The organism is Streptomyces spinoverrucosus (assembly GCF_006539505.1).
Taxonomy (GTDB): domain Bacteria; phylum Actinomycetota; class Actinomycetes; order Streptomycetales; family Streptomycetaceae; genus Streptomyces; species Streptomyces spinoverrucosus.
On record NZ_BJND01000012.1, the window covers coordinates 158,357 to 182,403 of the forward strand.

Below are 24,047 nucleotides of genomic sequence, written 5' to 3' on the forward strand. Positions count from 1 at the left end.
GCCGGTGGTGCGGTTCCACCGTGGAGTTCACGCCGCGCAGGCGAGGCGCCTGCGGCCTTCAGTCCCGTGGGCTGTCAGAACCGCTCTGAGCTGCGGGGGGGGGTGCTCAATCCGCCCTCTCCACCTTCCCCGGTCGGCCCCGGCAGGCGTGGCGGGCGCGGGGCCGGAAGGTCGATCAGGTCGCCCACTCCGGCCACGACCTGCAACGTTCGCGCGAGCGACGCCAGGGTCCGGCGGACCGCGGCGATCTCGGCGCGGAGGTCTGCCGAGTGTTCCCACTGGCGTTCATGGGCCACCGGGTCCCGGCTGGGCGGACGTTGGGACTCGTACGCGGCGAGGCGAGGGTGCCAGGACGTCAGCAGGGGGCGCAGCACCCGGTTGAGGACGGTCACCGCGAGGACGCCGAAGCTGACGTGGCCCGGTGCGAGGGGAGGGGCCACGTCCGGGCCGTAGCGGCGGAGGATTTCGCGGGTGGTGTTGAAGAAGGTGTACAGCGAGGACAGCGCCTCGCGCAGCAGGCCCTCGTCCGCGTCGAGTTCCTCGACCGACACGCGCGTGATCAGCTCCAGGTACAGCTCCCAGGCCGCGCTGCGCTCCGCGTCGGCAGGCTCCCACGTACCGGAGATCTCACCGACGAACGGAATCGTCAGCTTGGCCGTGATCTGTGACGGACCCGCCGGTCGACGTCGCCTGCGCTGCCTGTGTGCCATGATCGCCCTCCCCGGTACCCACAGTAGGGTAAGTCGTCGTGTGGGACGTCTTCCTCAGCTACAGCCGCGCTGATGCGGAGCGAGTCCGTCCGCTCGCGCGGGCGCTGCGCGACGGCGGCCTTGAGGTGTTCACGGACGAGACCGGGGTCGAGTCCTTCGCCGGTATCAGCGACACCATCCGCCGCGAACTGTCGTGTTCCAAGGCACTGCTGGCGTTCTACTCCACCGGCTACCCCGAGCGCGAGGCCTGCCAGTGGGAGCTGACCACCGCCTACCTGGCGGGACTTGGGGAGGGCAACCCGCGGCGACGCGTCATGGTGGTCAACCCGGAGCTGACGACGCACCACATCCACCCCGTCGAACTGCGCGACGCACGGCATGCCTCGGCGGACGACCTCACCGCCCTCGTGAGGGACGTACGCGCGCATGTGGGGCGCCTCGACGGCCCCATGACCCTCAAGGAACACCGCGTACGACGCTGGCTGCTCGGCACCCCGCAGTCGCGCCCCGAATTCCTGGGACGGCTCTCCGAGCTCTGGCAGGTGCACTCCGCCCTGCACGCCCACGCCGCGCCGCTCGTCACCGGCCGCGCGTCGGCGCATGCCGTGCAGATCCGGGGCATGGCGGGCATCGGCAAGACACTGCTGGCCCAGGAGTACGCCCTGCGCTTCGAGGCCGCGTACCCCGGTGGCGTGTGCTGGGTGAACGGGGAGTCGTACGACGCATCGGTACACGCCCTGGGCACCGACGACCTCCACGGCTACTTCGACGCCATCGGCGAACCGTTCCTCTGGATCGTGGACGCGGCCCCCGCCCACCGGCTCGCCGCCCGCGAGATCGCGGCGATGGCGGCGCCCCATCCCCTCGGCCACACCCTCTTCACCCTGCGCAGCCGCGCCTACGACGCCCTGGGCACGCCGATCGACCTGGGACCGCTCGACGCGCCGCACGCGCGCGTGCTCGTCGGCGGCGACGAGGCGCTCGCCGGCGCGGTCGACGGTCACCCCCTCGCACTCGGCCTGCTGGGCCGGGCGGTCCGCGCCGGCCACCACCCCGGCACGCTCTACGACCGCCTGCACACCCGGGGCAGATCGCTGCTCGACACACTCGCCGACGAGGACGTGACGGGCTCCGTGGTACGGGACGTGGACACCGCGGACGCCGCCGACGTCCTCCGGTGCGCGACCGCCCTCCACCCCCTGCCGCTCACCACCGACGACGCGGCACACGTCCTGGCCGCCGCCGACCGCGTGCCCCGGATCGTCGCCCGTCGCCGAGCGGCGAACGGCGTCCGCGAGCTACGCGCCCGCAGCCTCCTCACCCCCCGCCGCGGACGACGGCTGGTCACTGCATGCTGTGACCCAGCACGCCTGGCACCACCACGACCCGGCCCCCGCCCGCACCGAGGCCCTGCGGCACGCGGCCCTGCGTACGCTGTGCGCCCGCCGCGACCCGGCGACCCCGGTTACGCTGGCCTTGCCCGGCAGCCGGAGGGAGGCACCCATGACAGCGCCCAGCGAGTCGGAGCGGATGGCCGCCTTCGACATCCAGGTCGAGCTGGTCACGCGCATCGGGGTGCAGGAGCTGGCACCGGGCACGGGCAGCCTGCGTGAGGCGCTGGCGTCGCTGAAATCCCTGATCGACTTCACGCGGGCGACCTTGCACACGTACAGCATCGGCTTGGAGCGTGGCGCCGAGTCCGGCGCTCCGACGGTCCAGAACCTGGCGTACACCCTGATCAACGACACCATCCGCCCCTTCACCACCACCTGGCACCCCCGCCTGGCCGCCTACGAAGCCCGCTGCCCCGCGGACGCGGCCCCGCCCGACCACGAGGCGGCGTGGCCGGAGGCGGAGGCCATGCGCGCCGAACTGGCAGCTCTGCGGGAGCCGTTGCTGCGGATCGTGGAGGGGTTGGGCGGTATCTCCGGGGCGGACTTCGGGGTGGCGGCGACGGGGTGAGGCCTTCGCGTGCCGAGGCTTGGCGTGCCGAGGTTCGGGGACGGGGTGAGGCTTCGCCGCTGCCCCGGGCGTAATTGTATGAAGCCCCGCCACACGACTCCGTACGCTGCACACATGCCCACCCCCGACGACACCACCTTCCTCAACACCACCGCCGACCGCCTGGCCACCCTCCCCACCGTCCAGGCCGTGGCCCTCGGCGGCTCCCGCGCCCAGGGCACCCACAGCCCCGACAGCGACTGGGACCTGGCCGTCTACTACCGCGGCCCCTTCGACCCGGCCGACCTCCGCGCCCTCGGCTGGGAGGGCGAGGTGTCGGAGGTCGGCGGCTGGGGCGGGGGCGTGTTCAACGGGGGCGCGTGGCTGACGATCGACGGGCGGCGCGTCGACGTCCACTACCGTGATCTCGACGTGGTCGAGCGGGAGTTGACGGAGGCGGAGGAGGGGCGGTTCCGGGTGGAGCCGCTGCTGTTCCATCTCGCGGGGATTCCCAGCTACTTGGTCGTCGCGGAGCTGGCGATCAACGAGGTGCTCCGCGGTGAGCTGCCGCGGCCGGCGTCGTACCCCGAGGAGCTACGTCGCACAGCGAGCCAACGCTGGTACGGCACCGCCCGCGCCACCCTCACCTACGCCAAGGCCAACCACGCCCCGTCGGGCCGCCTCACAGAGGTCGCCGGCGCCATCGCCACGGCGGCCGTACAGACCGGGCACGCTGTGCTGGCGGGACGGGGGGAGTGGGTGACCAATGAGAAGCGGTTGTTGGAGCGGGCGGGACTGCGGAGCGTCGACGGTGTGATCGGCGGTCTGGGAAACCGCCGCGATCAGTTGAGTCAGGCGGTCACCGAAGCTGAGGAGCTGTTCGCGCACGCAGTGGAGACGGCAACGGCGACTTGAACGTGTCACGCCGCCGTGTGAATAAGGTCGACTCCAGGTGGCTGGATCTTGCCCACCCTGGGCTGCGGGCGCGTCTCTCGATCACGCTGGTGCTGCCCGCATCTCTCCCATTCCTGGGCATTCATGCGCCGCATTTCGGTCGTTCTTGGCGCTTCCCGCGGCATGTACTGTCCGGCTTCCGCCAGAGGGCGACGTAAGACGTGCGGATGCGCCATGAGCAGGGGGAGAGACACATGAGGAAGGCTCTGCTGACCACGGGGCTTGTCGGGGTTCTGGCCGCGGGTACGGCCGTGCCGGGGGCGGCCATTTCCGACAGCGGATCGGCGCCGCTGCCGGGCACGGGTGCGAGGGTCGTGGCGAACGCCTGGCACTGCAATGTCTACGCCGACAAATGCTCCTTCAAGACGTCCACCAAGACCACGAAGGGCGGCGCGAAGTACAAGGTCAGCAAGATCACCAATGTGGCGACCGTGAAGGCCAACGGATGGCAGGCCACCCTCTCCCTGAGCCCGAGCGGCACGCAGGTCAGCGAGAACACCCGCCAGGTCAGCTGGACCAACAACAACACCTGGATCGCCGACATCAGCGGCATCGCCGATCCGGGGGGCTCGATGAACACGAGCATCACCACCTGCTCCGACGGCGGTGCCTTCAAGGCCGGTGTCAAGGCCTTCGCTTCTGCCTGCGCCAACGACTGATCGATGATCCGCCGTGCAGAACAGCCTTCTCCACCGGCACCCACGTTGTCGTAACCATGTGGTCGCCGCCGTCGCGGTGGCGATCGCCGCGGCGCTGGGCGTCTCCCTGTACGGAGGCGGGGCGGTCGGGCTCGGCCCGCCCGGCGGCGGTCTCGCCGAGCAGCTCGACGCCCTGCGCGGTGCCAATGATCTGGTACGTGCCTCCCGCGCCGATGTCGGACGGGAACCGGCGCTGTATCCGACCGCATACGGGCGGCTGGAGGCCGCGCTGCCCATGGGCCGCCGGACCGGTAAGCCGGTGCCAGCGATCCGCCCCGTCGCCCTGGCGAATCTCGTCCGCACCGACATCCTGGACACCCCTGCCTGGCGCGCCCACTACGTCTGTCTGTCGCTCTCCGGTTCCAAGGGCCCGAAGCCGGCCGACGCGGCAACCGTCCTGGAACGGGCCGGCGTTCGGGAGCAGGCCGAGAGCGAGGCGCTCGCCTATCTGCGCGCGCCGGATCGTGGAGACGATGTTCTGACCTCGCTCGCCACCCGTGCAGCCTTTCTGAGCACATTGACGTGCCTGGGCCGTGCGGGCGAGGTGCCCCGGGCCAACCTGGACCGTCTCGCGGCGGACACCGCTCGTGCCGATCAGCCCGTACCGGTGCTCTACGCGGGCGAGGCCTTGCGTGCGGCAGGCGTACGAGCCCGGGCCACACGGGCTCTCCGGGGCGCCGACGTGCTGCTGGAGGGTGACTGCGGCCGCCTCGACCCCATCCAGCGAGCCGCTCTGGCCCTGCTGCGTCAGCGGCTGCCGCAGCCGACACGCGACTGCCTCCGAGCCGCACTACACGACTCCGACGCTCAGACGCGATGGCTGGCCAGGCGCGCGCTCACCGTCGGTGCATCCGATTCCTCCCCGGCCCTCCCCGCGCTGGTGAGCCGCATCCGGTCCGACGGCCTCGTCGCCAAGTCCCCGGCCCAGCTGGGCACGCTCACCGCCACCTACAACGCCGCGCGCGCCCTGACCGCGGGTGCCAGCAGGAGCAGGCGCCGGGATGGTTGAAGAGGCGGCTGCGGCAGATGGGGTCGGACCGTCGCCTCGACCCGTCCGACCGGGTGCTGCTCGCCATGACCTGCCACCGGCTGGCCCTGGCCTGCGGGCCGCCGGCCGAGAAGGGGGTCGAGGAAGCGGGCGCAATAAAGGTGCCGGCACGCCTGACGGCCGAGAACCAGCGTGGCTGGTACGGAGCCATGGCAGCGAGGGCCGAGTTCGGGCTGGGCTGTCGGCATACGTCCGTCGAACTGCCCGCCGACGAGCAGCCCACGCTCTCCTCCCGCTCGCTGCGCACGGTGGTCGTACTCGCCGACGCCGGTTGTACAGCTCAGGCGGCGCGGCTCACGGAGGGGACCGATCTGGTGGCACGGGCTCGGCAAGCCCTGGCCGACGGAGATCTGGTGACCGCGTCCGACGCGATTCAGGCGGCCCTCGTCTCCGACCAGAGCATTCCGCAGACCTTCTGGAACGAGCTGCCCGGCCTGCTGAAGCGGTATCGCGACGCGAAGTTCCCCGACCTGTACGCCCCCTCGCCCGGCGGTGCCGCTTCCGCGGACGCGACCAGAGCCGCGTACTACCTCCTCGCCTGAACCCGCCCACCCCTCCATGCCGGAAGGTCACCCCATCGTATGAACACCGCCTCTCCACCCGCCGACGTGGCCGAAGGCCTGGCCTTCCACTACGCCTCCGGGGGTGGGCTGACCCGTGCGGACCTCACCCTCGACACAGCAACGATGACGGCCGTCGAGGGCCCCTCGGGCTCGGGCAAGAGCACCCTGCTGGCCCTCCTCGGTCTGCTCCTCTCGCCCACCGACGGCTCCCTGCGCATCGCCGGTACGGACACAGGTTCCCTGTCCTCGGCGGATCGGGACCTGTTGCGTCGGCGTTCGATCGGCATCGTCCTGCAGGACCTCGGACTGCTGACGTTCCTCAACGCCTGGGAAAACGTCGCCGCCGCCTTCGGTCCCCGGCTCGCCCGGCACCGCGCGGCGGCCCGCGATCTGCTCGGCGAGCTCGGCATGGAGCAGCTCGCCGACTCTCCGGTGAGCGAGCTCTCCGGTGGCCAGCGGCAGCGTGTCGCCGTCGCCCGTGCGGCCGTGAAGGAACCGGTGCTCATCCTGGCCGACGAGCCGACCTCGGGGCTCGACCCCGCCACGGCGAACTCAGTGATGGTTTCCCTGCGTTCATGTGCCCGGCGTGGCGCGGCCGTGCTGCTCGTCACACACGACCGCGCGGTCGCGGAGCGTTGCGATGAGCGCCATGTGCTCGACGCCGGAGTTCTGTCGGCAGCCAGCAAGGAGTTGGGATGAGTCGCTGGAGTCTCTACACCTGGAAACGCGACGGACGTTCGTTGCGCAGGGCGGTGCCCGCGCTTGCCGTGCTCGCGGCGATGCTGACCATGTCCGCCGGGGTGGCGGCCGGGGCTGCCGGTGCTGTTGAGCGGGACGTGTTGGGGTCGGGTGGGCTCACTCAGGTTGAGCTTTCCTCGTTCGAGGGGGACGCGTCGGTGCGCTCGCTCACCGCCTCGGCTCTGCGGGATGCCGGGAGTGTGCCGGGGGTTCGGCAGGTCGTCGGTGACTACTCCTCCGTGTTGTATGCCGAGGAGGCCGGGACGTACGACCTGACCAGCCACACCCTCACCCCGGGCGACGATCTTCCCGTCAGTGCGGGTGCCATCCCCGCGGTGCTGGGACCGAAGGAGGTCGTTCTGCCCGCCAACGCGCAAGGGACCGACTTCACGCCGCTCCTCGGGCGGACCGTCGCCTTCGGCTACACCAAGGCATCCGGGGCCGCGTCCGGGACCACCGGCGTCGTTCAGCTGAAGATCGTCGCCCTGTACGACCCGAGGTGGCAGGCCGACGGGCCCGGCGTCGCATACCTCTCCGAGGACACCGCCGCGTTTCTGGCCGCGGCACGTGCCGGTCAAGGGACGGAGGTCTTCCGGGAGAAGGAGGGTGCGCAGTCCGCCGTCGTGGTCGTGGAGCATCAACGGCAGGTGGCCGCCGTCACCAAGGCGCTGCAGGACGACGGGTTCTCGGCGTCCGCGGTGTCCGATCGGGTGCGCAATCTGCCGGGGCTGTTCGGTGTGGCGGATCTCGCGATGCGCGTCGGGGTCCTCGTCCTGGCACTGGGCGCACTGGGGCTCGGTGCCGTCCGCGCCTCGGACAGCGCGCGGGCGCGGCTCGGTCAGTTCGCCGTCCTACGGATCCTCGGCACCGGCCGGCCCGAGCTGCGCCGGATTCTGCTCGGCGAAGCCATGCTGTCCGGAGGGGTGGCGGGGCTGATCGGGACCGTCGCCGGGACCGGGCTCTCCGTCACACTGGTCGGGCCGCTCAGCGATGTGCTCGGCCTGCCCATCACGGTCGCGGACGCCCTGCCGGGGCCCGCCTGGGCCGCCGCGGCGCTGCTTCTGCCCGCGGCTGCTCTGGCTGTCGGAACTCTCCTCGGCAGCCGTGAGGTTCTTCGCCAGGACCCGTACCTCACCGCGCGAGCGCACGGCTGACGCCCCCAGAAAGAGGCCTCCACAGCGATTGCGTTCATAAAGAACGTGGCCCGTCCAAGCATCGTCACATCGAGGTAATACGAGCGTTCCACGCCCTCCAAGAACGCGATCTACGGTAGGCAGCACAACCCGCAGCCCGGCCACCGTCGCCCGTAGGCACCCACCCCCGCCTCGCCCGACAGGAGCCCCGTGTATCGCCGCGTCGTCCGCGCCCTTCCGCCCTGGCTTGCCCACGCCCTCCGCGCTCAGCGTGGCCCCGTGCCGTGGAGTGCGGTGGTGCGAGGGGCGCTGGCCGCGGGGCCGTTGCTTCTTGTCGCCGTGGTTGTGGGGCATCCCTCCGTCGGTGTCGTCGCCGCCATCGCCGCCATGCTTGCCGGGATCAACGACCGGCCCGGCAGTCGGCGGGCGTCCGTCCGGCGGATCGGGGTGCCCGCGCTCGCGGGTGCGGTGGGGATGGTCGTCGGGACGTACGTTGGAGAGAACACGGGTGCCGTCGCGCTGACGCTGCTGCTCACCGGGCTCGGGCTCGTCGCCGGGAGCATCAGTGCCGTCGGGCCCGTCGCCTCCGCGGCCGGTACGCAGGTGCTCGTCGCGTGCGCGGTCGGCGCCGGGATGCCGTTGCCCGAGCCGGGGTGGCTGCGGGCGCTCGCCTTTCTCGCGGGGGCCGGGTGGCTGCTCGCGCTGCGGTTGCTCCTGCCCACGCCCGGCGCCCTCGCCGGGGACTACCGGTTCGACGGGGAACGGGAAGCCGTCGCCGACGTGTACGACGCCATCGGCGCCCTGCTCGACGCCGTCGGTACGCAGCACGCCACCAACCGGCGTGCCGCCCTCACCGCCGCCCTCGATCACGCCCAGGACGCCCTCACCGGGCCCCGGCTGCGGCGGTATGCCTCCTCCGGCGTCGAGCGGCGGCTGCATGCCCAGTACGCCGCAGCCCTGCCCCTCGCCGAAGCCGCCACCGCCCTCGCCTGGGCGGGGGAGAGCCACTGCGGGCGGGCCTCCGCGGGGGCCCGGCGGCTGGCCGCCGCCGTCCGCGGGAACATGCACACCGGGCCGCTCCCCGCGCCGGCCCGGTCGATGCCCGCCCTGCGCGCCCTCGACGACGCCCTGCTGCACGCCGCCGAGGTCTTCGACCAGGAGGGCAAGGGCAGCGATCTGCACACCCGGCAGCGTACGGCCGGGGACCTGCTGCGGGCCGTGGTCGGGGTCGGCGGCCGGGAGTACGGGCTGCGCGTTGCCCTGTGCTTCGGCGCCGGCGTCGCCATCGCCCAGGCCCTGCGCCACGCCCAGTGGTACGGGCCGCACGAGCAACATTGGTACTGGCTTCCCGCCACCGTCGTCTTCCTCGTCAAGCCCGACCTGGGACCGCTCGTCTCCCGCGTCCTGTGCCGTGCCGCCGGGACCGTGCTCGGTGCCCTCGCCTTCGCCGGGTTCGCGGCCCTGCTGCCCCGGCCCGAGGGGCTCGTCGCGCTCGTCGCCGTCAGCGGTGCCCTCATCCCCGTCGCCACGCGGCACTTCGCCGCTCAGACCGCCGTCGTGACCGTCCTCGTCCTCGCCCTGGTGATGGTCGGCGGCGAACCGCAGGCCTCCGTGAGCCGGATCGGGGAGACCTTGCTGGCCTGCGCGATCGTGCTCGTCGTCGGGCATCTGCCGATGCCGGGGCAGCGCGGCGGGGGCGTGCGGGCGCGGCTCGCCGCGGCCGGGAGTGCGGCCCAGGCCTATCTCGCCCATGTGCTGAGCGAGTCCGACGACCGCGCCGCCCGCTGGGCCCTCCGCCGCGAGGCCTACCGCACGCTCGCCGAGGCCCGCGGCGCCATCGCCCGAGCCGCCGCCGAACTGCCCGCGCTCGCCCGGCACACCGAGGGCGCCGACGAGGTCGCCGGCACCCTGGAACGGCTCGTCGACACGACCACCGCCTGCGCCGTCCACCTCGACGACACCGGCCGGCTCACACCGCGCCACACCGAGCGGCTCGCCGAACTCCTGGACGAACTGGAGTCCGGCCGTCGCCGCCTCGGCCTGCGCGAGCCGGAGCTGCCCGTTGCCGTCTGACCCTTGACGTAACCCCGACGCCCCCTGCGACGAGGCCCCGTCAGCTCCCCACCCGAACCCACACAGGCGCATGATCCGACCCCGCCGCGCCCCGCCGCTCCGCCGGATCCAGCCCCACCGACGGCAGCTGAGGCGCACCGGCCCCCGGCAGCCCCGTCCCCGCCGCCGTCACCCGACGGACCATCCGGTGGCTGCACAGTATGTGGTCGATCAGCTCACGCCGCCCGGAGTGCACCCGCGAGAACCTCTGTTCGGCGGGTATCAGCGGCGCCACATTCCACAGCCGGGCCGCGTCGCCCTTGTCGTCCGCCTTGAAGCCGGCCGTGCCGATCTCCGAACCCGGCGGGCCGAGCAGGATCTGGGTGGTCGCGGCCTGGGCCTCGTCGTTCAGATCGCCCAGCACCACCACGTCCCGCGCCCGCCCGTCGCCCGCCAGCAGCTTGTCCACCAGCGTGCGCAGCGTCGTCGCCTCGGCGGCCCGCCGGTAGAGGGCGTAGGCGCCGTAGCGGGCACGTTCGCCCTCGTCGCGGGGGTGGAAACGGCCCTCCGGGTACGACAGGAGCTTCGACTTGAGATGGGCGACCGCCACCGACAGCTCACCGGCCCGCACCGCCAGCAGCCCGCGGCCCGCCTCGGCCACCGCCGGACCCGAGTCGTCCGCCTGCACCGGACGCAGCGGCGCCGGGAACGCCGTCGTGTCGGACAGCACCACCAGCGGCGTACGGCTGAGGAAGCCGACCCGGATGCCCCGGCCGTCGGCGTGCGCGGACAGGGCGATGTGCCAGGTGCCGGCCAGCATCCCGGCCAGGTCGGCCAGCGCGTCCGGGTCCCCGACCTCCTGCACTCCGAGCAGGGCCGGGTCGAGTTCCGCGATCACCTCGGCGAGGGCGGCGAGCTTGGTCTCGTAGGCGGCCTTGTCCTTGGGGCCGAACGGCCCGCCGGGCCGGTACAGGTTCTCCAGGTTCCAGGTGCCGAGCAGCATGCCGGGCTCCTTTCAGAGGCCGGACGGCGGTGTGTGGTGAGGCCAGCGTGCCCGTGCGCGCGGTTCCTGGACAGACCCGCGACAGGATGCGCCGTTCACTTCACGCGACCCGGCGACCGCGTCGTACGTTGGCGTGATGACGCCTTCTCCCGCAGAAGCTCCCGCCGACCTCATCATCACCGGCTGCACCGTCCTCGTGCACGACGATCACGAGCGGATCGGGTTCGAGGAGAACGCCGCGGTCGTCGTACGAAGTGGAGTCGTCGAGTCCGTCACCACCGCCGATGCCGTACGGCACCTGCCCGCCGTCGAACGCATCGACGCCGTCGGCCAGGTCGCTCTCCCGGGGTTCGTCAACTGCCACACCCACGCCCCCATGGTGGCGCTGCGCGGCCTCGCCGAGGATCTGCCCACCGAGGCGTGGTTCAACGACGTCGTCTGGCCCGTCGAGTCCAACCTCACCGAGAAGGACGTGGAGTTGGGCGCGCGGCTCGCCTGCGCCGAGATGATCCGGGGCGGCGTCACCTGCTTCGCCGACCACTACTTCACGATGGACGCGGTCGCCGCCGTCGTCGAGGAGTGCGGGATGCGGGCCCATCTGGGCGAGGCCTACTTCTCCTCGCAGGGGGCTCGAGGGCGGGAGCGCAGTCTCGACTTCGCGCTACGACATCGGGGGCGCGCCGGCGGCCGTATCACCACCGCCCTCGCCCCGCACGCCCCCTACACGGTCGACGACGCCGACCTCGCCGCCACCGCCGACCTCGCCCGCGCCCACGGCCTGCCCGTGCACCTCCACGCCGCCGAGAACCGCGACCAGACCGACACCAGCCTCGCCCGCCACGGCGTCACCCCCATCGAGATCCTGGACCGCACGGGACTACTGGACACCGACCTCCTCATCGCGCACGGCACCGGCATCATCGACCGTGACCTGCCCCTGCTGGAGGGCGCGGGCGGCCGGGTCGCCGTCGCCACCGCACCCCGCGGCTATCTGAAGTTCGGCTGGCCCACCACCACACCCGTCCGCGCCCTGCGCGCCATCGGCGTCCCCGTCGGACTCGCCACCGACGGCGCCGCCTCCAACAACTCCCTCGACGTGTGGGAGTCGATGGCGCTCACCGCCCTGATCCAGAAGTCGACCGAGGGCGATCCGCGCTGGCTGACCGCACGTCAGGCCCTGCACCACGCCACACTGCAGAGCGCCCGCGCGGTCGGCCTCGGCGACGCCATCGGCTCACTCGCGCCGGGCCGGCGCGCCGACATCGTCCTCGTCGACCTCACCGGCCCGCACACCCAGCCCGTGCACGACCTCGCCGCGACGTTGGTGCACAGCGCCCGCTCGTCGGACGTCCGCACGACCATCGTGGACGGGCGCGTCCTGATGCGCGACCGCGAGCTGCTGACGCTGGATGTGGGGGCGGTCGTACGGGAGTTGGGCGAGCGGCTGCCCGCGCTGCTGGACCGGAGCCATGGTCGCCGTATCCAGGAGTACGACACGTGAGGCGACGCCCTCACTGACCGGCCCCTGGGAACCTCTCCAAAAAACCCAGGGAACCCCTCCAAAAAATCTTCGTGGAACCGCGATGAGATCCGCCCCGTCCATCGGTCACCACCCGCAACGGAACCGTTGCACAGGAGGGGCCATGTCGCTTCCGGAGATCGCCTCGCGTGAGGAGTGGCGCACGGCGCGTCAGGAACTGCTTCTCAAGGAGAAGGCCGCCACACGCGCGCGGGACGCGCTCAATGCCGAGCGGCGTCGGCTGCCGATGGTGGAGGTCGACACGGAGTACGTGTTCGAGGGCGGCGACGGAAAAGCCACCCTGCTCGACCTCTTCGAGGGGCGGCACCAGCTCATCGTCTACCACTTCATGTTCGCGCCCGAGTGGGACACCGGCTGCCGCAGTTGCTCGGCGTTCCTCGACCAGGTCGGGCATCTTGCCCATCTGCACGCGCGCGGGACGACGTTCGCGGCCGTCTCCAGGGCGCCGTACACAAGGATCCTGCCGTTCAAGGCGCGGATGGGCTGGACGCTGCCCTGGTACTCGGCGTCCGGCGACGACTTCAACCGCGACTTCGAGGCGACTGTGGAGCACGAGGGGCAGTTCGTCGAGCGGCCGGGCGTGAGCTGTTTTCTGCGGGACCGGGACCGGGTGTTCCACACCTACTCGACGTACGAGCGCGGTCTTGACGGGCTCGGCTCGACCACCAGTTTCCTGGACCTCACCGCGCTGGGCCGGCAGGAGGAGTGGGAGGAACCCAAGGGGCGCGCGTCGGCCTTCGGCGCGCCCGCGGGCAGTAAGCGGATCCGCTATCACGACGAGTACGAGGAGTGAAGCGGAGGGTAACGGTAAACGCGAAGGCCGTGAGAGGCTCCTCACTTTTCACGGTGAACGAGTGTCAACTACGTCTCAGTCGCGTCACTTGGCGAGGCGATTTCCCTTCGGAAGGCGTTAACTCCTACAAGTACGACGCTTTTCTGGAGGTGCAGGATGGTGAACGGGCGAATGGTGCTCGAACGCTTTCCCGCAGGCGGGCCGCGAGGGTCGTGGCCTGCGGAGGAGTTCGCGCAGGCGCGCCGGTCGGAGGGCCTGCCCGCCGAGGTCGTGATGGACCTCGCGACGGACACGTTCCTGGTGATTGTCCGGGGTGGCGACGGGGCGGAGTGAGTCAGCAGGGTCAGCCCGCCTCAGGCGCGGGCGCCCGCATCTCGAACTGCTGCGCCTGCAACCCGTACAGCTCCGCGTAGACGCCGCCCTCGGCGAGCAGTTCCTCCGGAGTTCCCGATTCCACGAGCTTTCCCTCGTCCAGGACGTGCACCAGGTCCGCATGGCGTACGGACGCCAGCCGATGGGTGATGAGCACGACCGTCTGGCCGGTCCCGGCCAGCGCGCGGATCTTGTCGAACACCTCCAGCTCGGCCCGGGCGTCCAGGGCGGCCGTCGGCTCGTCCACGATCAGGATGCTGCCCCGCCGGTACGCCGCCCGGGCGATGCCGAGCCGCTGCCACTGCCCGCCGGACAGCTCGTGCCCGCCGCTGAAGTTGCGGGCCAGCAGCGTGTCCAGACCACGCGGCAGATCCGCGACGACATCCTCGGCGCCCGCCTCGACGATCGCCGTCGTCAGCCGCTCCTCGGCCACCGGAACCGAGGGACGGCCCACGGCGACGTTCACCCGCGCCGTGAACGGCCACCGCTTGAAGTCCTGCGCCACCATCGCGATCCGCTCGGCCAGCAGATGCCGGTCCGCCATCGCCGCGTCGACGCCGTCCCACAGGATCCGGCCCCGGTCCGGCTTGTACAGCCCGGCGAGCAGCTTGACCAGGGTGGTCTTGCCGGAGCCGTTCTCGCCGACCAGCGCGACGATCCGGCCGAGGGGCAGCGTCAAGGAGACGTCGTCGAGCGCGGGGCGGGTGGCGTCACCCGGGTAGCTGAACGTGACGTTCTCGAAGCGGACCTCGCGCGGATTCTCGGGCAGCGCCGCGCCGCCGACCGGAATCGCACGTTCGGCGGCCTCGACGTACAGACGCTCCAGATCGCCCACGAAGAGGGCCTCCTCGTGCAGCTGGTTGATCTCCAGGACGAGCGTCTCCAGGCTCGCGGAGCCGGTCCGGATCGCGATCACGGCCGTGCCCGCCACCGCCAGCGACATCGCCCCCGACAGCAGCAGACCGCCCAGCGTGGCGTACGTCGACACCGTCGCGAGGCCCGTCCAGGCCGCCGCGATCAGGCCGGTCCGGGCCGCGAGCCGCGCCAGCCGCGCCTGCTCGGCCTCCGCCGCCTCCGACATCGCGCGAAAGTGCCGCAGGAGGAACGGGCCCACGCCGTGCACGCGGATCTCCGGCGCCGCCGCCGGTTCCGTCAGCAGGCCGCTGATCAGGTGTCCCGCGCGCGCGTGCTGCACCCAGATGTGGAACGACGCGTAGCGGCGCCGGGCGTTCGTCAGCGCGCTCCATGCGCTGGGCAGCGTCATCGTCACCAGCAGCGGGAGCAGCAGCGGATGCAGCACGGTGAGCACGCCGGCCGCCGCGACCAGCGAGATCATCGCGTTCACCACGCGCGTGCCGTAAATGATCATCCGGCGGGCCGAGGAGGCGCCGTACTGCGCGGTGTCCAGCAGCTTGTGGAAGGCGTGGTCCTCGATCGCCGCGAGCTCGACGGCCGCGGCCCGCTCCAGGTACAGCTCGGTCGCGACGCGCTCGACCTTCGGCTCCAGCCGGCCGGTGGCGTACGTCGACGCCGCCCGCAGCAGCGCGCCGAGCAGCAGGACGACGGCGATGGCGACCAGCGCGGGGACGGCGCCGCGCAGCCGGTCCTCGATCGGGCCGGCGCCCATCAGCCGGCTCAGCACGCTGTTGACCGCGAACAGGCTCACCGCCTGCGCCACGCCCCGGCCCGCCTCGGCCGCCAGCACGATCCGCGCGGCACTGCGGTCGGCCTGCCGGGCCAGCCGCAGGCTGGAGGCGAGCAGGGCGGGCATCCGCGTGATCATGGCCCGGAAGGTGAGCTCCAGGAAGGCGTCCGCGTGCTGGTTCCAGCCCATGTCGTAGCGCAGGGGGCCGCCGAAGAGCAGCCGTTCCGACTCGGACACCTCCGGTTCGCCCGCGCCGCCCTTCGTCCCCACCGTCTGCCTCCCCCGAACCCGCACGAACGGCCACTATCGCGGCACGGTCGGCGACTGGGCAGGGCGCAGGGTGGGGGTGGGGGCGTGCGCCGGGGTGTGCTGGGGTGTGGGTCGTGGGGTGGGGGCGTGTGGGGGTGGGGTGCGCGGGGCGGGTGTGCCCGTGTGGGGGTGGAATGCGCAGGTCGGTGCGCCCCCCTGTCGGGGTGCATCGTGCGGGTCGGGTGCGCCCTCTGGAGGGCTGGATTGCGCGGGGCGTGTGTGCCCTCTGTCGCGCGGGTCGGGTGCGCCCCCGCGAGGCGCTACGCGGTGATCGCCCGTGACCAGCTCGGTGCCGTCCCCATGAGGCGGCACAGGGCCAGGTAGAGCGGGATCGGTGGGGTGTAGGGGAGGGTGCCGTCGGGGCGGTGGATGAGGCGGGGCGCCTCGGGGACGATCGCGCCGGTGGCGTAGCGCGCGGGGGCGGGCCACTCCAGGGCGTAGTCCGAGTCGGACGGGACCAGCCACCACCAGTGCGCGTCGTCGGCGTACACGCACCCCACGCGCGGGAGGCGGGGCAGAACGAGCGGGCCGTAGCGGGCGGGTACCTGCACCGCGTCGCAGCCCAGCGGAGCCGTCATGCCGTCGGGCACGGACAGCCGCAGCGGCGCTACGTCCGGTGTGCGCAGCCCGCGGCTCAGGCGGACGAGCGTGTCCAGGGCCAGGACCTGTCCGCCGCCGGAGGCAGCCGTCACACCCATTGGGTCCCCGTCTCACCGTGCGTCGGCCGGCACACGCGCGCGTGCGCCTCGTCGTCCTCGCCCGAGCCGCCGGACGGACCCGGCTTGGGACGGGCGCCCCAGCCGAGGTCGCCCCGGGGCGCGTCGGCCTGGCGCGGCAGCTCGGCCCAGACCAGCAACCCGGGGCCGTGCTCCTGGGCGCCCCAGGCGTGCGCCAGCGCGTCGACGAGGAGCAGTCCCCTCCCCTGCTCCTCCTCGGGCCTGCCCGAGGACGGGTGGGGATCACCCGCGGCGCACCCCTGGTCGCGCACGGCTATGCGCACCACGTCGTCGCCGTCGTGCAGCTCGCAGACGACGGCATCGCTCGCGGTGTGCAGGATCGCGTTGGTGACCAGCTCCGACACCACCAGTGCGGCTGTGTCGCAGGTGTCCTCGCACACCGCCCAGCCGGTCAGCCGGGTCCGCGTCAGACGTCTGGCCTGCGCGGGAGAACCCGGGTGTGCGGCCAGTTCGAACCGGAACCGGCGCTCGGCAGCGGACCCCAAGGGGCCGGCTGCCGCTGCTGCACCGAGGCCGGAACGGCCTGCGGAGGCGTCTGTTCCTAAGGGCACGGACGGAATCACGCTTGCCACTATCGCCCCGCCGCGAACAACTTGGCAAGTGTCACTCTGAAAATTGCAGAGTGCTGTGTGACGCGGTGAAGGGTCGTGGCACACTGCTCGCAACAGCATGTGACGCGGCGCCAGTTGAGATCCCGGAGGTCGGCACCGGCCTTCGAATAGGTCTTCGAATGGCGCCGCTGGGCTGTCAGCGTTCGGTGACTGGGTGAGTGGAGGTGGAGCGTGAGCGAGCCGCGGTCGGCACCGACGGTCGGCCAGGTCGTCCTCGGTCGGCGCCTGCTCGACCTGCGCGAACGCGCCGGCCTCAAGCGCGAGGAAGCCGCCCGTGTGCTGCGTGTCGCCCCCGCCACCATCCGCCGTATGGAGACGGCCGAGGTCGCCCTCAAGATCCCGTACCTCCAACTGCTCCTGAAGGCCTACGGCGTCCCCGACGACGAGGCCGACGCCTTCGTCCAACTGGCCGAGGAGGCCAACAAACCCGGCTGGTGGCAGCGGTTCCACGACATCCTGCCCGGCTGGTTCTCGATGTACGTCAGCCTGGAGGGCGCCGCCTCCCTCATTCGCAGCTACGAACCCCACTTCGTGCCCGGACTCCTGCAGACCGAGGACTACGCGCGCGGTGTCCTGAAATCGGGCGCCATCGGCCAGACCCGGCCCGAGGACATCGAGCGATACGTCGCACTGCGTATGCAACGCCAGGAACTGCTCACCCGTCAGGACGCACCCAGGGTGTGGGCCGTGATGGACGAGACCGTGCTGCGCCGCCCGGTCGGCGGCCCGGAGGTGATGCGTGCCCAGATCGAAAGACTGCTCGACGCCACGAAGCTGCCCCACGTGACGTTGCAGGTCGTCCCGTTCGCCACGGGGCCGCACCCCGGCACGTACGGGCCCTTCGTGCTGTTCCGATTCGCCGTGCCCGAACTTCCGGACATGGTCTACAGCGAGTACCTGACCGGCGCCGTCTACCTGGACGCGCGCGCAGAGGTGGCGACCCACCTCGAGGTCATGGACCGCATGGCGGCGCAGGCCGCTACGGCACATCGCACGAAGGAGATCCTGGAGGATCTCCGCAAGGAGCTGTGAATGGATCGCATCACGTCCCAGCCCAAGCCGCGGATCCGCGCCGAGCGGATCTACAACGGCATGCCCGCCCGGGAACTGGGCAGCGAGGGCTGGCACAAGCCGTGGAGCGGCGGCAACGGGGGCAACTGCCTGGAGGCGATGAAGCTCGCCGACGGCCGTATCGCCGTCCGGCAGTCCACCGACCCGGACGGACCGGCGCTGATCTACACCTCCGACGAGATGACGGCGTTCATAGAGGGTGCGAAGGCGGGCGAAGCGGACTTCCTGTTGTCCTGACCGATTTTGGCTCGTTGACGTGCTCTTCGTGCTCCTTCTTTATGGCTCAACTTCCTTATCTTGGTACTGACTTGATCGCTTATCGCATCCGACGCTTACGGAGTGCCTCATGACCGGGATCGACACCAGCAAGCCCCATCCCGCGCGGATGTACGACTGGTACCTCGGCGGCAAGGACAACTACCCCGTCGACGAGGAGATGGGCCGGCAGATGCTGGCCCTGGACCCGCGCGTGCCGGTGATGGCGCGGGTCAACCGCGCGTTCATGCACCGGGCCACGCGCTGGCTGGCCGGCAACGGCGTACGGCAGTTCCTGGACATCGGCACGGGCATCCCCACCGAACCCAACCTCCACCAGATCGCGCAGGCCGTCGCACCGGACGCGCGCGTGGTCTACTGCGACAACGACCCGATCGTGCTGGCCCACGCGGAGGCCCTGCTGCGCGGCACGCCCGAGGGCGTGACCGAGTACCTCCAGGCCGATGTGCGGGAACCGGCCACCATCATCGACGGGGCCAGGAAGTCCCTGGACCTCAGTCGCCCCGTGGCCCTCTCCCTCGTCGCACTGCTGCACTTCGTCCCCGACGAGGACGGCGCGCACGAACTGGTCGCCGAGCTGCTGGCCGAACTCCCGTCCGGCAGCTACCTGATGATGACCCACGCCACCGCCGACTTCACGCCGGAGGAGTCGGCTGCGGCCACCGAGAAGCTCAAGGCGGCGGGCGTCACGCTGGCGTTGCGGTCGCGGGACGAGTTCGCCGGGTTCTTCGACGGGCTCGAACTGGTCGAGCCGGGAGTCGTGGTGGTGCCCGAGTGGCATCCGGAGCTGGGGGAGCCGGTACCGGGGCAGGACGACGGGGTGATTCCGGGGTACGGGGCGGTGGGGCGGAAGGCGTAGCGGTGGGGCGGCGCCGTGGGGTGGGGCGTAAGCGTTTACGTCCCTCGCGGGGGCGGCCCGGTGGGCGGGGCGCGTAAGCGTTTACGTCCGGGGCGGTCATGGGGGCGGCAGTACGCCGCACAGCGCGTCCAGCGCCGCCCCGTAGGCGTGTTCCGAGGGGGTCGCGTAGCCGACGACCAGGCCGTCCCGTGCGGTCATGTCCGTGCGCGGGTGCCGGAACGCGCCGAGGCCGTCGAGGGCGACGCCCTGCCCGGCGGCGGCCTTGACCGTGGAGCGCTCGGTGCCGGGCGGCAACCGCAGCACCGCGTGCAGGCCGGCCGCGACGCCGGTCACCTCGATGTGCGGGGCGTGCTCGGCAAGCGTGGCGACGAGACGGTCCCGGCGGCTGCGGTACCGCTGCCGCATCCGCCGCACATGACGGTCGTACGACCCCTTGGTGATGAAGTCGGCGAGGCTGAGCTGGTCCAGGACGCTCGCCCACCCCTCCCGCTCGCCCTTCGCCGCGAGGACGCCGTCGACGTACCGCTCCCGCAGGACCATCCACCCCAGCCGCAGTGCCGGTGACAGGCTCTTGCTGACCGACCCGATGTGGATCACCCGCTCCGGGTCCAGGCCCTGGACGGCTCCGACGGGTTTGCGGTCGTAGCGGAACTCCCCGTCGTAGTCGTCCTCCAGGATCACGCCCCCACGCGCGCGTGCCCAGTCGATGACGGCGGCGCGGCGCGTGGCGTGCAGCGGGCCGCCGGTCGGGAACTGGTGGGCCGGCGTGAGCAGGACGGCCCGTTCCCGCGTGAGCAGGTCGACGCGGGCGCCGTCCTCGTCCAGGGGGAGCGGCAGCGTCCGTACGCCGGCCGCTGTCAGCAACTCGCGGTGGAAGCCGAGCCCGTACGCCTCCACTGCCAGCGGGCCGCGCAGGACGCCGTCCCCGCCTTGGCCGAACAGCAGCCGCAGGGCGTGCGCGAAGCCGGAGCAGATCACGATCCGCCCCGGCTCGGTGCGTACGCCGCGCGCGCGTGCCAGGTACTCGGTGAGCGCCTCGCGCAGTTCCCGGCGGCCCGCCGGGTCGCCCGGGCCGAACGCCTCGTTGGGCGCCTGCTGGAGCGCCCGCCGGTAGGAGGCGAGCCAGTCCGCGCGCGGGAACGCGGAGGCGTCCGGGGTGCCCTGCCGGAGGTCGTGTCGTGGGCCACGCGCGCGTGCGGGCGTCTTCTTCGCGACCCGGGTACTGCCCTTGAGGGGCTCGGCGCGGTCGGCGACGCGGGTGCCCGAGCCCTGGCGGGCGGTCAGCCAGCCCTCGGCGGCGAGTTCCGCGTAGGCGTCGGCGACCGTGTTGCGGGCGACACCGAGGTCGGCGGCGAGCGAGCGGTACGGGGGCAGGCGGGTGCCGGGGGCGAGTCGGCCGCTGCGTACGGCGTCCCGCAGTGCCCGGATGAGGGCGGCGCGGCGGCCGCCCGGGCCGGACAGCTCCAGGTGCAGGTCAGCGCCGATGGGCCCAGGTCACCGCCCTGATCTGCACGATCAACACCTGGAACCGGGTGGCGCTGTCGACAGCGAAGGTGGCCGGGGACGGACGAGCGTCGCAGCTGACCCGGCCGGGGGCGGGGCTGCATGCCGGTTGCCGTGGCGCGGGTGGCTACGGCGACCGGCACTATCCGGGGGCGCGCCTTTGGCGCCGGTGGCCGTGGCGCGTGGGTGGCCTGGTGCGGTGGCCACGTGTGCTGGCCAGGTGTGCTGTCCGGTCAGGATCGGGCGGTGCGCCTCACTGCTTCGCCTCGTCTCACCGTCCACCTGGCTCCGCCGCCACGGCGCTCAATCCCCACGGCGCGTCCCGGCGGTGCCGAACCCGCCTGCCTCCGGAGCCCGCCGAAGCCGCCTGCCTCCGGGGCCCCGCCGGACCCCCGGAGGCCGCCAGCCCTTCGAACCCACCGCCCCCGAACCCACCAGCCCCCAAACCGCCAGCCGCCCCCTCACACCACCATCGGCCGGTCATACGGCCCAATAGGCGCCGGTAGCTCCGAGCTCCCCGTCAGATGGCGGTCGACCGCCGCTGCCACCGCCCGCCCCTCCGCGATCGCCCACACGATGAGCGACTGGCCCCGCGCCGCGTCACCCGCGGCGAACACGCCGGGGACGTTCGTCGCGAACTCGGCGTCCCGTGTGATCGTGCCGCGCGGCTCCAGCTCCAGCCCCAGTTGGTCGATGAGCCCGTCCTCCCGGTCGGGCCCGGAGAAGCCGAGCGCGAGTAGTACGAGGTCGGCGGGCAGTGTGCGCTCGGTGCCGGACACCGGACGTCGCTGTGCGTCGACCTCGACCAGGTTCAGCCACCGCACATGCCCCTGCGCGTCCCCTGTGAAGTGGAGCGTCGACGCCGCGAACAACCGCGCGTCCGCATCCGCCGCCGGCGCGGTCCGCAGATCGCGCGCCTCCTCGTGTGCCGCCGAGAGCCGGTAGATCTTCGGGTACGTCGGCCAGGGCTCCGCATCCTCGTCCCGCCCGGCCCCCGGCTGCGCGTAGATGTCCAGCTGCGTCACCGACGCCGCACCTTCCCGTACCGCCGTCCCCAGACAGTCCGCCCCCGTGTCACCACCCCCGACGATCACGACATGCTTCCCGGCCGCCGACAGCGGCGAGACCTCCAGATCGCCCTCACAGACCCGATTGGCCAGCGGCAGATACTCCATCGCCTGATGCACACCGGCCAACTCCCGCCCCGGCACGGGAAGTTCACGCCACGCCGTCGCCCCGGTCGCGATCACCACGGCGTCGTACCGCGACCGCAGCTCCGCCGCCCCGATGTCCCGCCCGACCGCCGTCGACGTACGGAACTTGGTCCCCTCGGCCCGCATCTGCTCCAGCCGCCGTTCCAGATGGTGCTTCTCCATCTTGAACTCGGGGATCCCGTACCGCATCAGCCCGCCGAGCCGGTCGTCCTTCTCGTACACGGCGACGGTGTGCCCCGCCCGCGTCAGCTGCTGTGCCGCCGCCAGTCCCGTGGGCCCCGACCCGATCACCGCGACCGTCCGCCCGCTCAGCCGCTCCGGCGGACTCGGCGGCGCGAAACCCTCCTCCCAGGCCCGGTCGGCGATCGCGCACTCGACGTTCTTGATGGTGACCGCCGGCTGGTTGATGGCGAGCACGCACCCGGCCTCGCACGGCGCCGGACACAACCGCCCCGTGAACTCGGGGAAGTTGTTCGTGGCGTGCAACCGGTCGCTCGCCGCCCGCCAGTCGTCCCGGGAGACCAGGTCGTTCCACTCCGGGATCAGATTGCCCAGCGGACAGGCGTCGTGGCAGAACGGTATGCCGCAGTCCATGCAGCGGTCCGCCTGCTGGTTGATGATGGGCAGCAGTGCCCCCGGGACGTAGACCTCGTTCCAGTCCCGCACCCGCTCCTCGACCGGCCGGCGAGGCCAGTCCTGGCGGGGGGTGGTCATGAAACCCTTGGGATCGGCCATGGCCGGTTTTCCTTGCATAGGGGTACGACGGGCCGTGCGTCATCGGCGGCACCCTTTCGGCCACGATACGTCCCGTCCGCCACCTGTGCAGAGCCCCCGCCCGGCGCCTCACGCCAGGGCCAGCACGTACGCCACCACCGCGCCGGCCGCGGCGACCGTCCGGACGTGGTTCCACGCCGTCCACTGGCGCACGTACGTCGGCCAGTACGCGGCCGCCTCAGCGGTGCCCGCGTCCACTGTGACCAGCGCGTTGTTGCGCGGCACGTTCGCGAGCACGGTCACCCCGAAGCACCCGAACAGATACAGCGCGCTGCCCACCAGCAGCTCCACCGCCCCCTCGTCCGGCCACAGCACGAACGTCACCACGGCTATCACCGCGCACAGCAGCGTCGACCCCAGGAACACGATCATGAAGCCCGGCCGCAACGCCTGCACATTGATCGCCTTCATCGCGGCGACGCCCTGCGCGGGCGGCAGCGCGGCGAGCGCCTGCATCACGAACGTCGAGAAGGCGCAGAACACCCCGGCCACCAGCCCGGCCCCGACCAGCCCCACGACCGTCAGCACGAAGTACGGCCCGTCGATCACGTCACCCACTCCTCCCACTCTCCGGCCGGGCCACCGCCCAGCACACCGGTCATGCCCATTCCCCATCAGTGAATCCCGGCCCACCGACCCGGACCATTTCTCAACGCCGCAGCCCCATACGCTCCAGACCCGGGCCCTACCCCGGCCCGTGCCGAGCCCGGGGCCCTCACCCGACGGAGTCGAGCCCCACGTCCCGCCACTCCCGCAGCACCGCCTCCACGGTCGCCGCTATCCTCCGCCGCGCCTCGTATCTGGGCACCCCACTCATCAGCAGCTGGTCATACGGCGTGTCCACATGCCGCACCGCCGCCACTACCGCCGACGTCACCGCCCCCTCCGTCAACGCCCGCCCGGCCGCCGTCCGCCCCACGCGCCCACTGCCCCGCAGGGACGCGTACGCCGCGATCGCCCGCGCCCGCTCCGGTGGGCACCCGGGAAACAGCCGCAGGATCTCCGCCGTGAACGCCTCCGCGAACTGCGCGTCCTCCATCGCCCTGCGCTGTGCGTCCCGCGCCCGGCGCCGCCGCCGGGCCTCCGCGTCCGCCAGGCACCGTTCCTCGGCCCGGGCGAGCCCCGCCTCCTCGACGAGGACGCCCTGCCGCTCGTAACGGCTCTTGCGCCGGTTGAACCGCACGACGACCACCGACAGCGAACTCTCCTCCCGTGCCCTGCGCGTCAGCGCGGTGTCGCCGCGCGGCAGGAACACCAGATGGCCGAGGTCGGCACAGTCGAGGCACCGCGGTACCCCGTCCTCGATGACGAGCAGGGACAGCGGCCCACGCCGGCACTTGGCGCAGCGCTTCTTCTTCAGTGGCTGGATGACGACAGGAGCGGTACGGGAACCGGTGAGGGGTCTGATCTCGCCCTCGCCGGAGGACGAGGGAGTCACACGCACTGCCATATCCGCTTCATTCCCACGGCTCCACGCCCTCCACGCCCCCGCGCGTCTGTCAT

General features: G+C 72.1%; 24 protein-coding genes. 15 read left to right on the forward strand and 9 right to left on the reverse strand.

Annotation, left to right across the window (positions count from 1 at the left end; translation table 11 throughout):
- Positions 1-74: 74 nt before the first annotated feature.
- Positions 75-710: a hypothetical protein gene (locus SSP24_RS09005; RefSeq protein WP_141308668.1), complete on the reverse strand. Its 636-nt coding sequence runs from the start codon at positions 708-710 to the stop codon at positions 75-77.
- Positions 711-748: 38 nt separating this feature from the next.
- Between SSP24_RS09005 and SSP24_RS09010 the strand changes: the two genes are divergently transcribed.
- The 9 genes from SSP24_RS09010 to SSP24_RS09040 all read left to right on the forward strand — a co-directional run bounded on the left by SSP24_RS09010 (position 749) and on the right by SSP24_RS09040 (position 9,858).
- A complete protein-coding gene (locus tag SSP24_RS09010; protein ID WP_229864858.1) occupies positions 749-2,323 on the forward strand; it encodes a toll/interleukin-1 receptor domain-containing protein in 1,575 nt (524 codons plus the stop codon).
- Positions 2,214-2,672 carry a hypothetical protein gene (locus tag SSP24_RS43960; RefSeq protein WP_229864859.1) on the forward strand — a complete coding sequence of 153 codons (459 nt, stop codon included), beginning with the start codon at positions 2,214-2,216 and terminating at the stop codon, positions 2,670-2,672. The genes SSP24_RS09010 and SSP24_RS43960 overlap by 110 nt, the downstream gene beginning before the upstream one ends.
- 114 nt (positions 2,673-2,786) lie before the next feature.
- Positions 2,787-3,566: a nucleotidyltransferase domain-containing protein gene (locus tag SSP24_RS09015; RefSeq protein ID WP_141308670.1), complete on the forward strand. Its 780-nt coding sequence runs from the start codon at positions 2,787-2,789 to the stop codon at positions 3,564-3,566.
- A 233-nt stretch (positions 3,567-3,799) separates the two neighbouring features.
- Entirely contained in the window at positions 3,800-4,264 is a 465-nt protein-coding gene (locus SSP24_RS09020; protein WP_141308672.1) for a hypothetical protein, read from the forward strand.
- A 58-nt stretch (positions 4,265-4,322) separates the two neighbouring features.
- On the forward strand, positions 4,323-5,312 hold the full coding sequence (locus tag SSP24_RS43965) for a hypothetical protein (protein WP_229864860.1): 990 nt from the start codon (positions 4,323-4,325) through the stop codon (positions 5,310-5,312).
- Between the two features lie 17 nt (positions 5,313-5,329).
- Positions 5,330-5,893 (forward strand): hypothetical protein, encoded by a 564-nt coding sequence (locus tag SSP24_RS43970; RefSeq protein ID WP_229864861.1) that lies wholly within the window; start codon positions 5,330-5,332, stop codon positions 5,891-5,893.
- Positions 5,894-5,932: 39 nt separating this feature from the next.
- Positions 5,933-6,613, forward strand: coding sequence for an ABC transporter ATP-binding protein (locus SSP24_RS09030; protein ID WP_141308674.1), 681 nt, complete (start codon positions 5,933-5,935; stop codon positions 6,611-6,613).
- Positions 6,610-7,806, forward strand: a complete 1,197-nt coding sequence (locus tag SSP24_RS09035) for an FtsX-like permease family protein (protein WP_141308676.1) — start codon at positions 6,610-6,612, stop codon at positions 7,804-7,806. The genes SSP24_RS09030 and SSP24_RS09035 overlap by 4 nt, the downstream gene beginning before the upstream one ends.
- Before the next feature lie 189 nt (positions 7,807-7,995).
- Entirely contained in the window at positions 7,996-9,858 is a 1,863-nt protein-coding gene (locus tag SSP24_RS09040; RefSeq protein WP_141308678.1) for an FUSC family protein, read from the forward strand.
- Positions 9,859-9,898: 40 nt separating this feature from the next.
- Here the strand turns inward: SSP24_RS09040 and SSP24_RS09045 are convergent, their stop codons facing one another.
- Positions 9,899-10,840, reverse strand: a complete 942-nt coding sequence (locus SSP24_RS09045) for an endonuclease/exonuclease/phosphatase family protein (protein ID WP_141308680.1) — start codon at positions 10,838-10,840, stop codon at positions 9,899-9,901.
- Between the two features lie 136 nt (positions 10,841-10,976).
- On the opposite strand from SSP24_RS09045, the gene SSP24_RS09050 reads away from it, so the two are divergent.
- From SSP24_RS09050 to SSP24_RS42790, 3 genes are all read left to right on the forward strand, one after another.
- A complete protein-coding gene (locus SSP24_RS09050) occupies positions 10,977-12,341 on the forward strand; it encodes an amidohydrolase (RefSeq protein ID WP_141308682.1) in 1,365 nt (454 codons plus the stop codon).
- Positions 12,342-12,483: 142 nt separating this feature from the next.
- Complete coding sequence (locus SSP24_RS09055) at positions 12,484-13,173, forward strand: DUF899 domain-containing protein (protein WP_141308684.1); 690 nt, start codon at positions 12,484-12,486, stop codon at positions 13,171-13,173.
- A gap of 156 nt (positions 13,174-13,329) precedes the next feature.
- The gene (locus SSP24_RS42790; protein WP_167529545.1) at positions 13,330-13,506 is read left to right on the forward strand and encodes a DUF8839 family protein; all 177 of its coding nucleotides are present in this window, start codon (positions 13,330-13,332) and stop codon (positions 13,504-13,506) included.
- A gap of 10 nt (positions 13,507-13,516) precedes the next feature.
- Here the strand turns inward: SSP24_RS42790 and SSP24_RS09060 are convergent, their stop codons facing one another.
- The 3 genes from SSP24_RS09060 to SSP24_RS09070 form a co-directional block, all read right to left on the reverse strand.
- On the reverse strand, positions 13,517-15,460 hold the full coding sequence (locus SSP24_RS09060; RefSeq protein ID WP_141308686.1) for an ABC transporter ATP-binding protein: 1,944 nt from the start codon (positions 15,458-15,460) through the stop codon (positions 13,517-13,519).
- Between the two features lie 299 nt (positions 15,461-15,759).
- The gene (locus SSP24_RS09065) at positions 15,760-16,197 is read right to left on the reverse strand and encodes a hypothetical protein (RefSeq protein WP_141308688.1); all 438 of its coding nucleotides are present in this window, start codon (positions 16,195-16,197) and stop codon (positions 15,760-15,762) included.
- Complete coding sequence (locus SSP24_RS09070) at positions 16,188-16,808, reverse strand: ATP-binding protein (protein WP_141308690.1); 621 nt, start codon at positions 16,806-16,808, stop codon at positions 16,188-16,190. Before SSP24_RS09070 ends, SSP24_RS09065 begins: the two co-directional genes overlap by 10 nt.
- Before the next feature lie 210 nt (positions 16,809-17,018).
- On the opposite strand from SSP24_RS09070, the gene SSP24_RS09075 reads away from it, so the two are divergent.
- From SSP24_RS09075 to SSP24_RS09085, 3 genes are all read left to right on the forward strand, one after another.
- On the forward strand, positions 17,019-17,879 hold the full coding sequence (locus SSP24_RS09075; protein ID WP_141308691.1) for a Sco1979 family transcriptional regulator: 861 nt from the start codon (positions 17,019-17,021) through the stop codon (positions 17,877-17,879).
- Positions 17,880-18,155, forward strand: a complete 276-nt coding sequence (locus tag SSP24_RS09080; protein ID WP_141308693.1) for a DUF397 domain-containing protein — start codon at positions 17,880-17,882, stop codon at positions 18,153-18,155.
- Between the two features lie 109 nt (positions 18,156-18,264).
- Positions 18,265-19,053 carry an SAM-dependent methyltransferase gene (locus tag SSP24_RS09085; protein ID WP_141308695.1) on the forward strand — a complete coding sequence of 263 codons (789 nt, stop codon included), beginning with the start codon at positions 18,265-18,267 and terminating at the stop codon, positions 19,051-19,053.
- A gap of 96 nt (positions 19,054-19,149) precedes the next feature.
- Here SSP24_RS09085 and pdxR read toward each other — a convergent pair whose 3' ends face one another.
- From pdxR to SSP24_RS09110, 4 genes are all read right to left on the reverse strand, one after another.
- Positions 19,150-20,538 carry a MocR-like pyridoxine biosynthesis transcription factor PdxR gene (gene pdxR, locus SSP24_RS09090; protein WP_141308697.1) on the reverse strand — a complete coding sequence of 463 codons (1,389 nt, stop codon included), beginning with the start codon at positions 20,536-20,538 and terminating at the stop codon, positions 19,150-19,152.
- 479 nt (positions 20,539-21,017) lie between these two features.
- Positions 21,018-22,505, reverse strand: coding sequence for a glutamate synthase subunit beta (locus SSP24_RS09100; protein ID WP_141308699.1), 1,488 nt, complete (start codon positions 22,503-22,505; stop codon positions 21,018-21,020).
- 108 nt (positions 22,506-22,613) lie between these two features.
- Entirely contained in the window at positions 22,614-23,093 is a 480-nt protein-coding gene (locus SSP24_RS09105; RefSeq protein WP_141308701.1) for an anthrone oxygenase family protein, read from the reverse strand.
- Positions 23,094-23,259: 166 nt separating this feature from the next.
- On the reverse strand, positions 23,260-23,994 hold the full coding sequence (locus SSP24_RS09110; RefSeq protein WP_141308703.1) for a DUF2293 domain-containing protein: 735 nt from the start codon (positions 23,992-23,994) through the stop codon (positions 23,260-23,262).
- Positions 23,995-24,047: the final 53 nt, after the last annotated feature.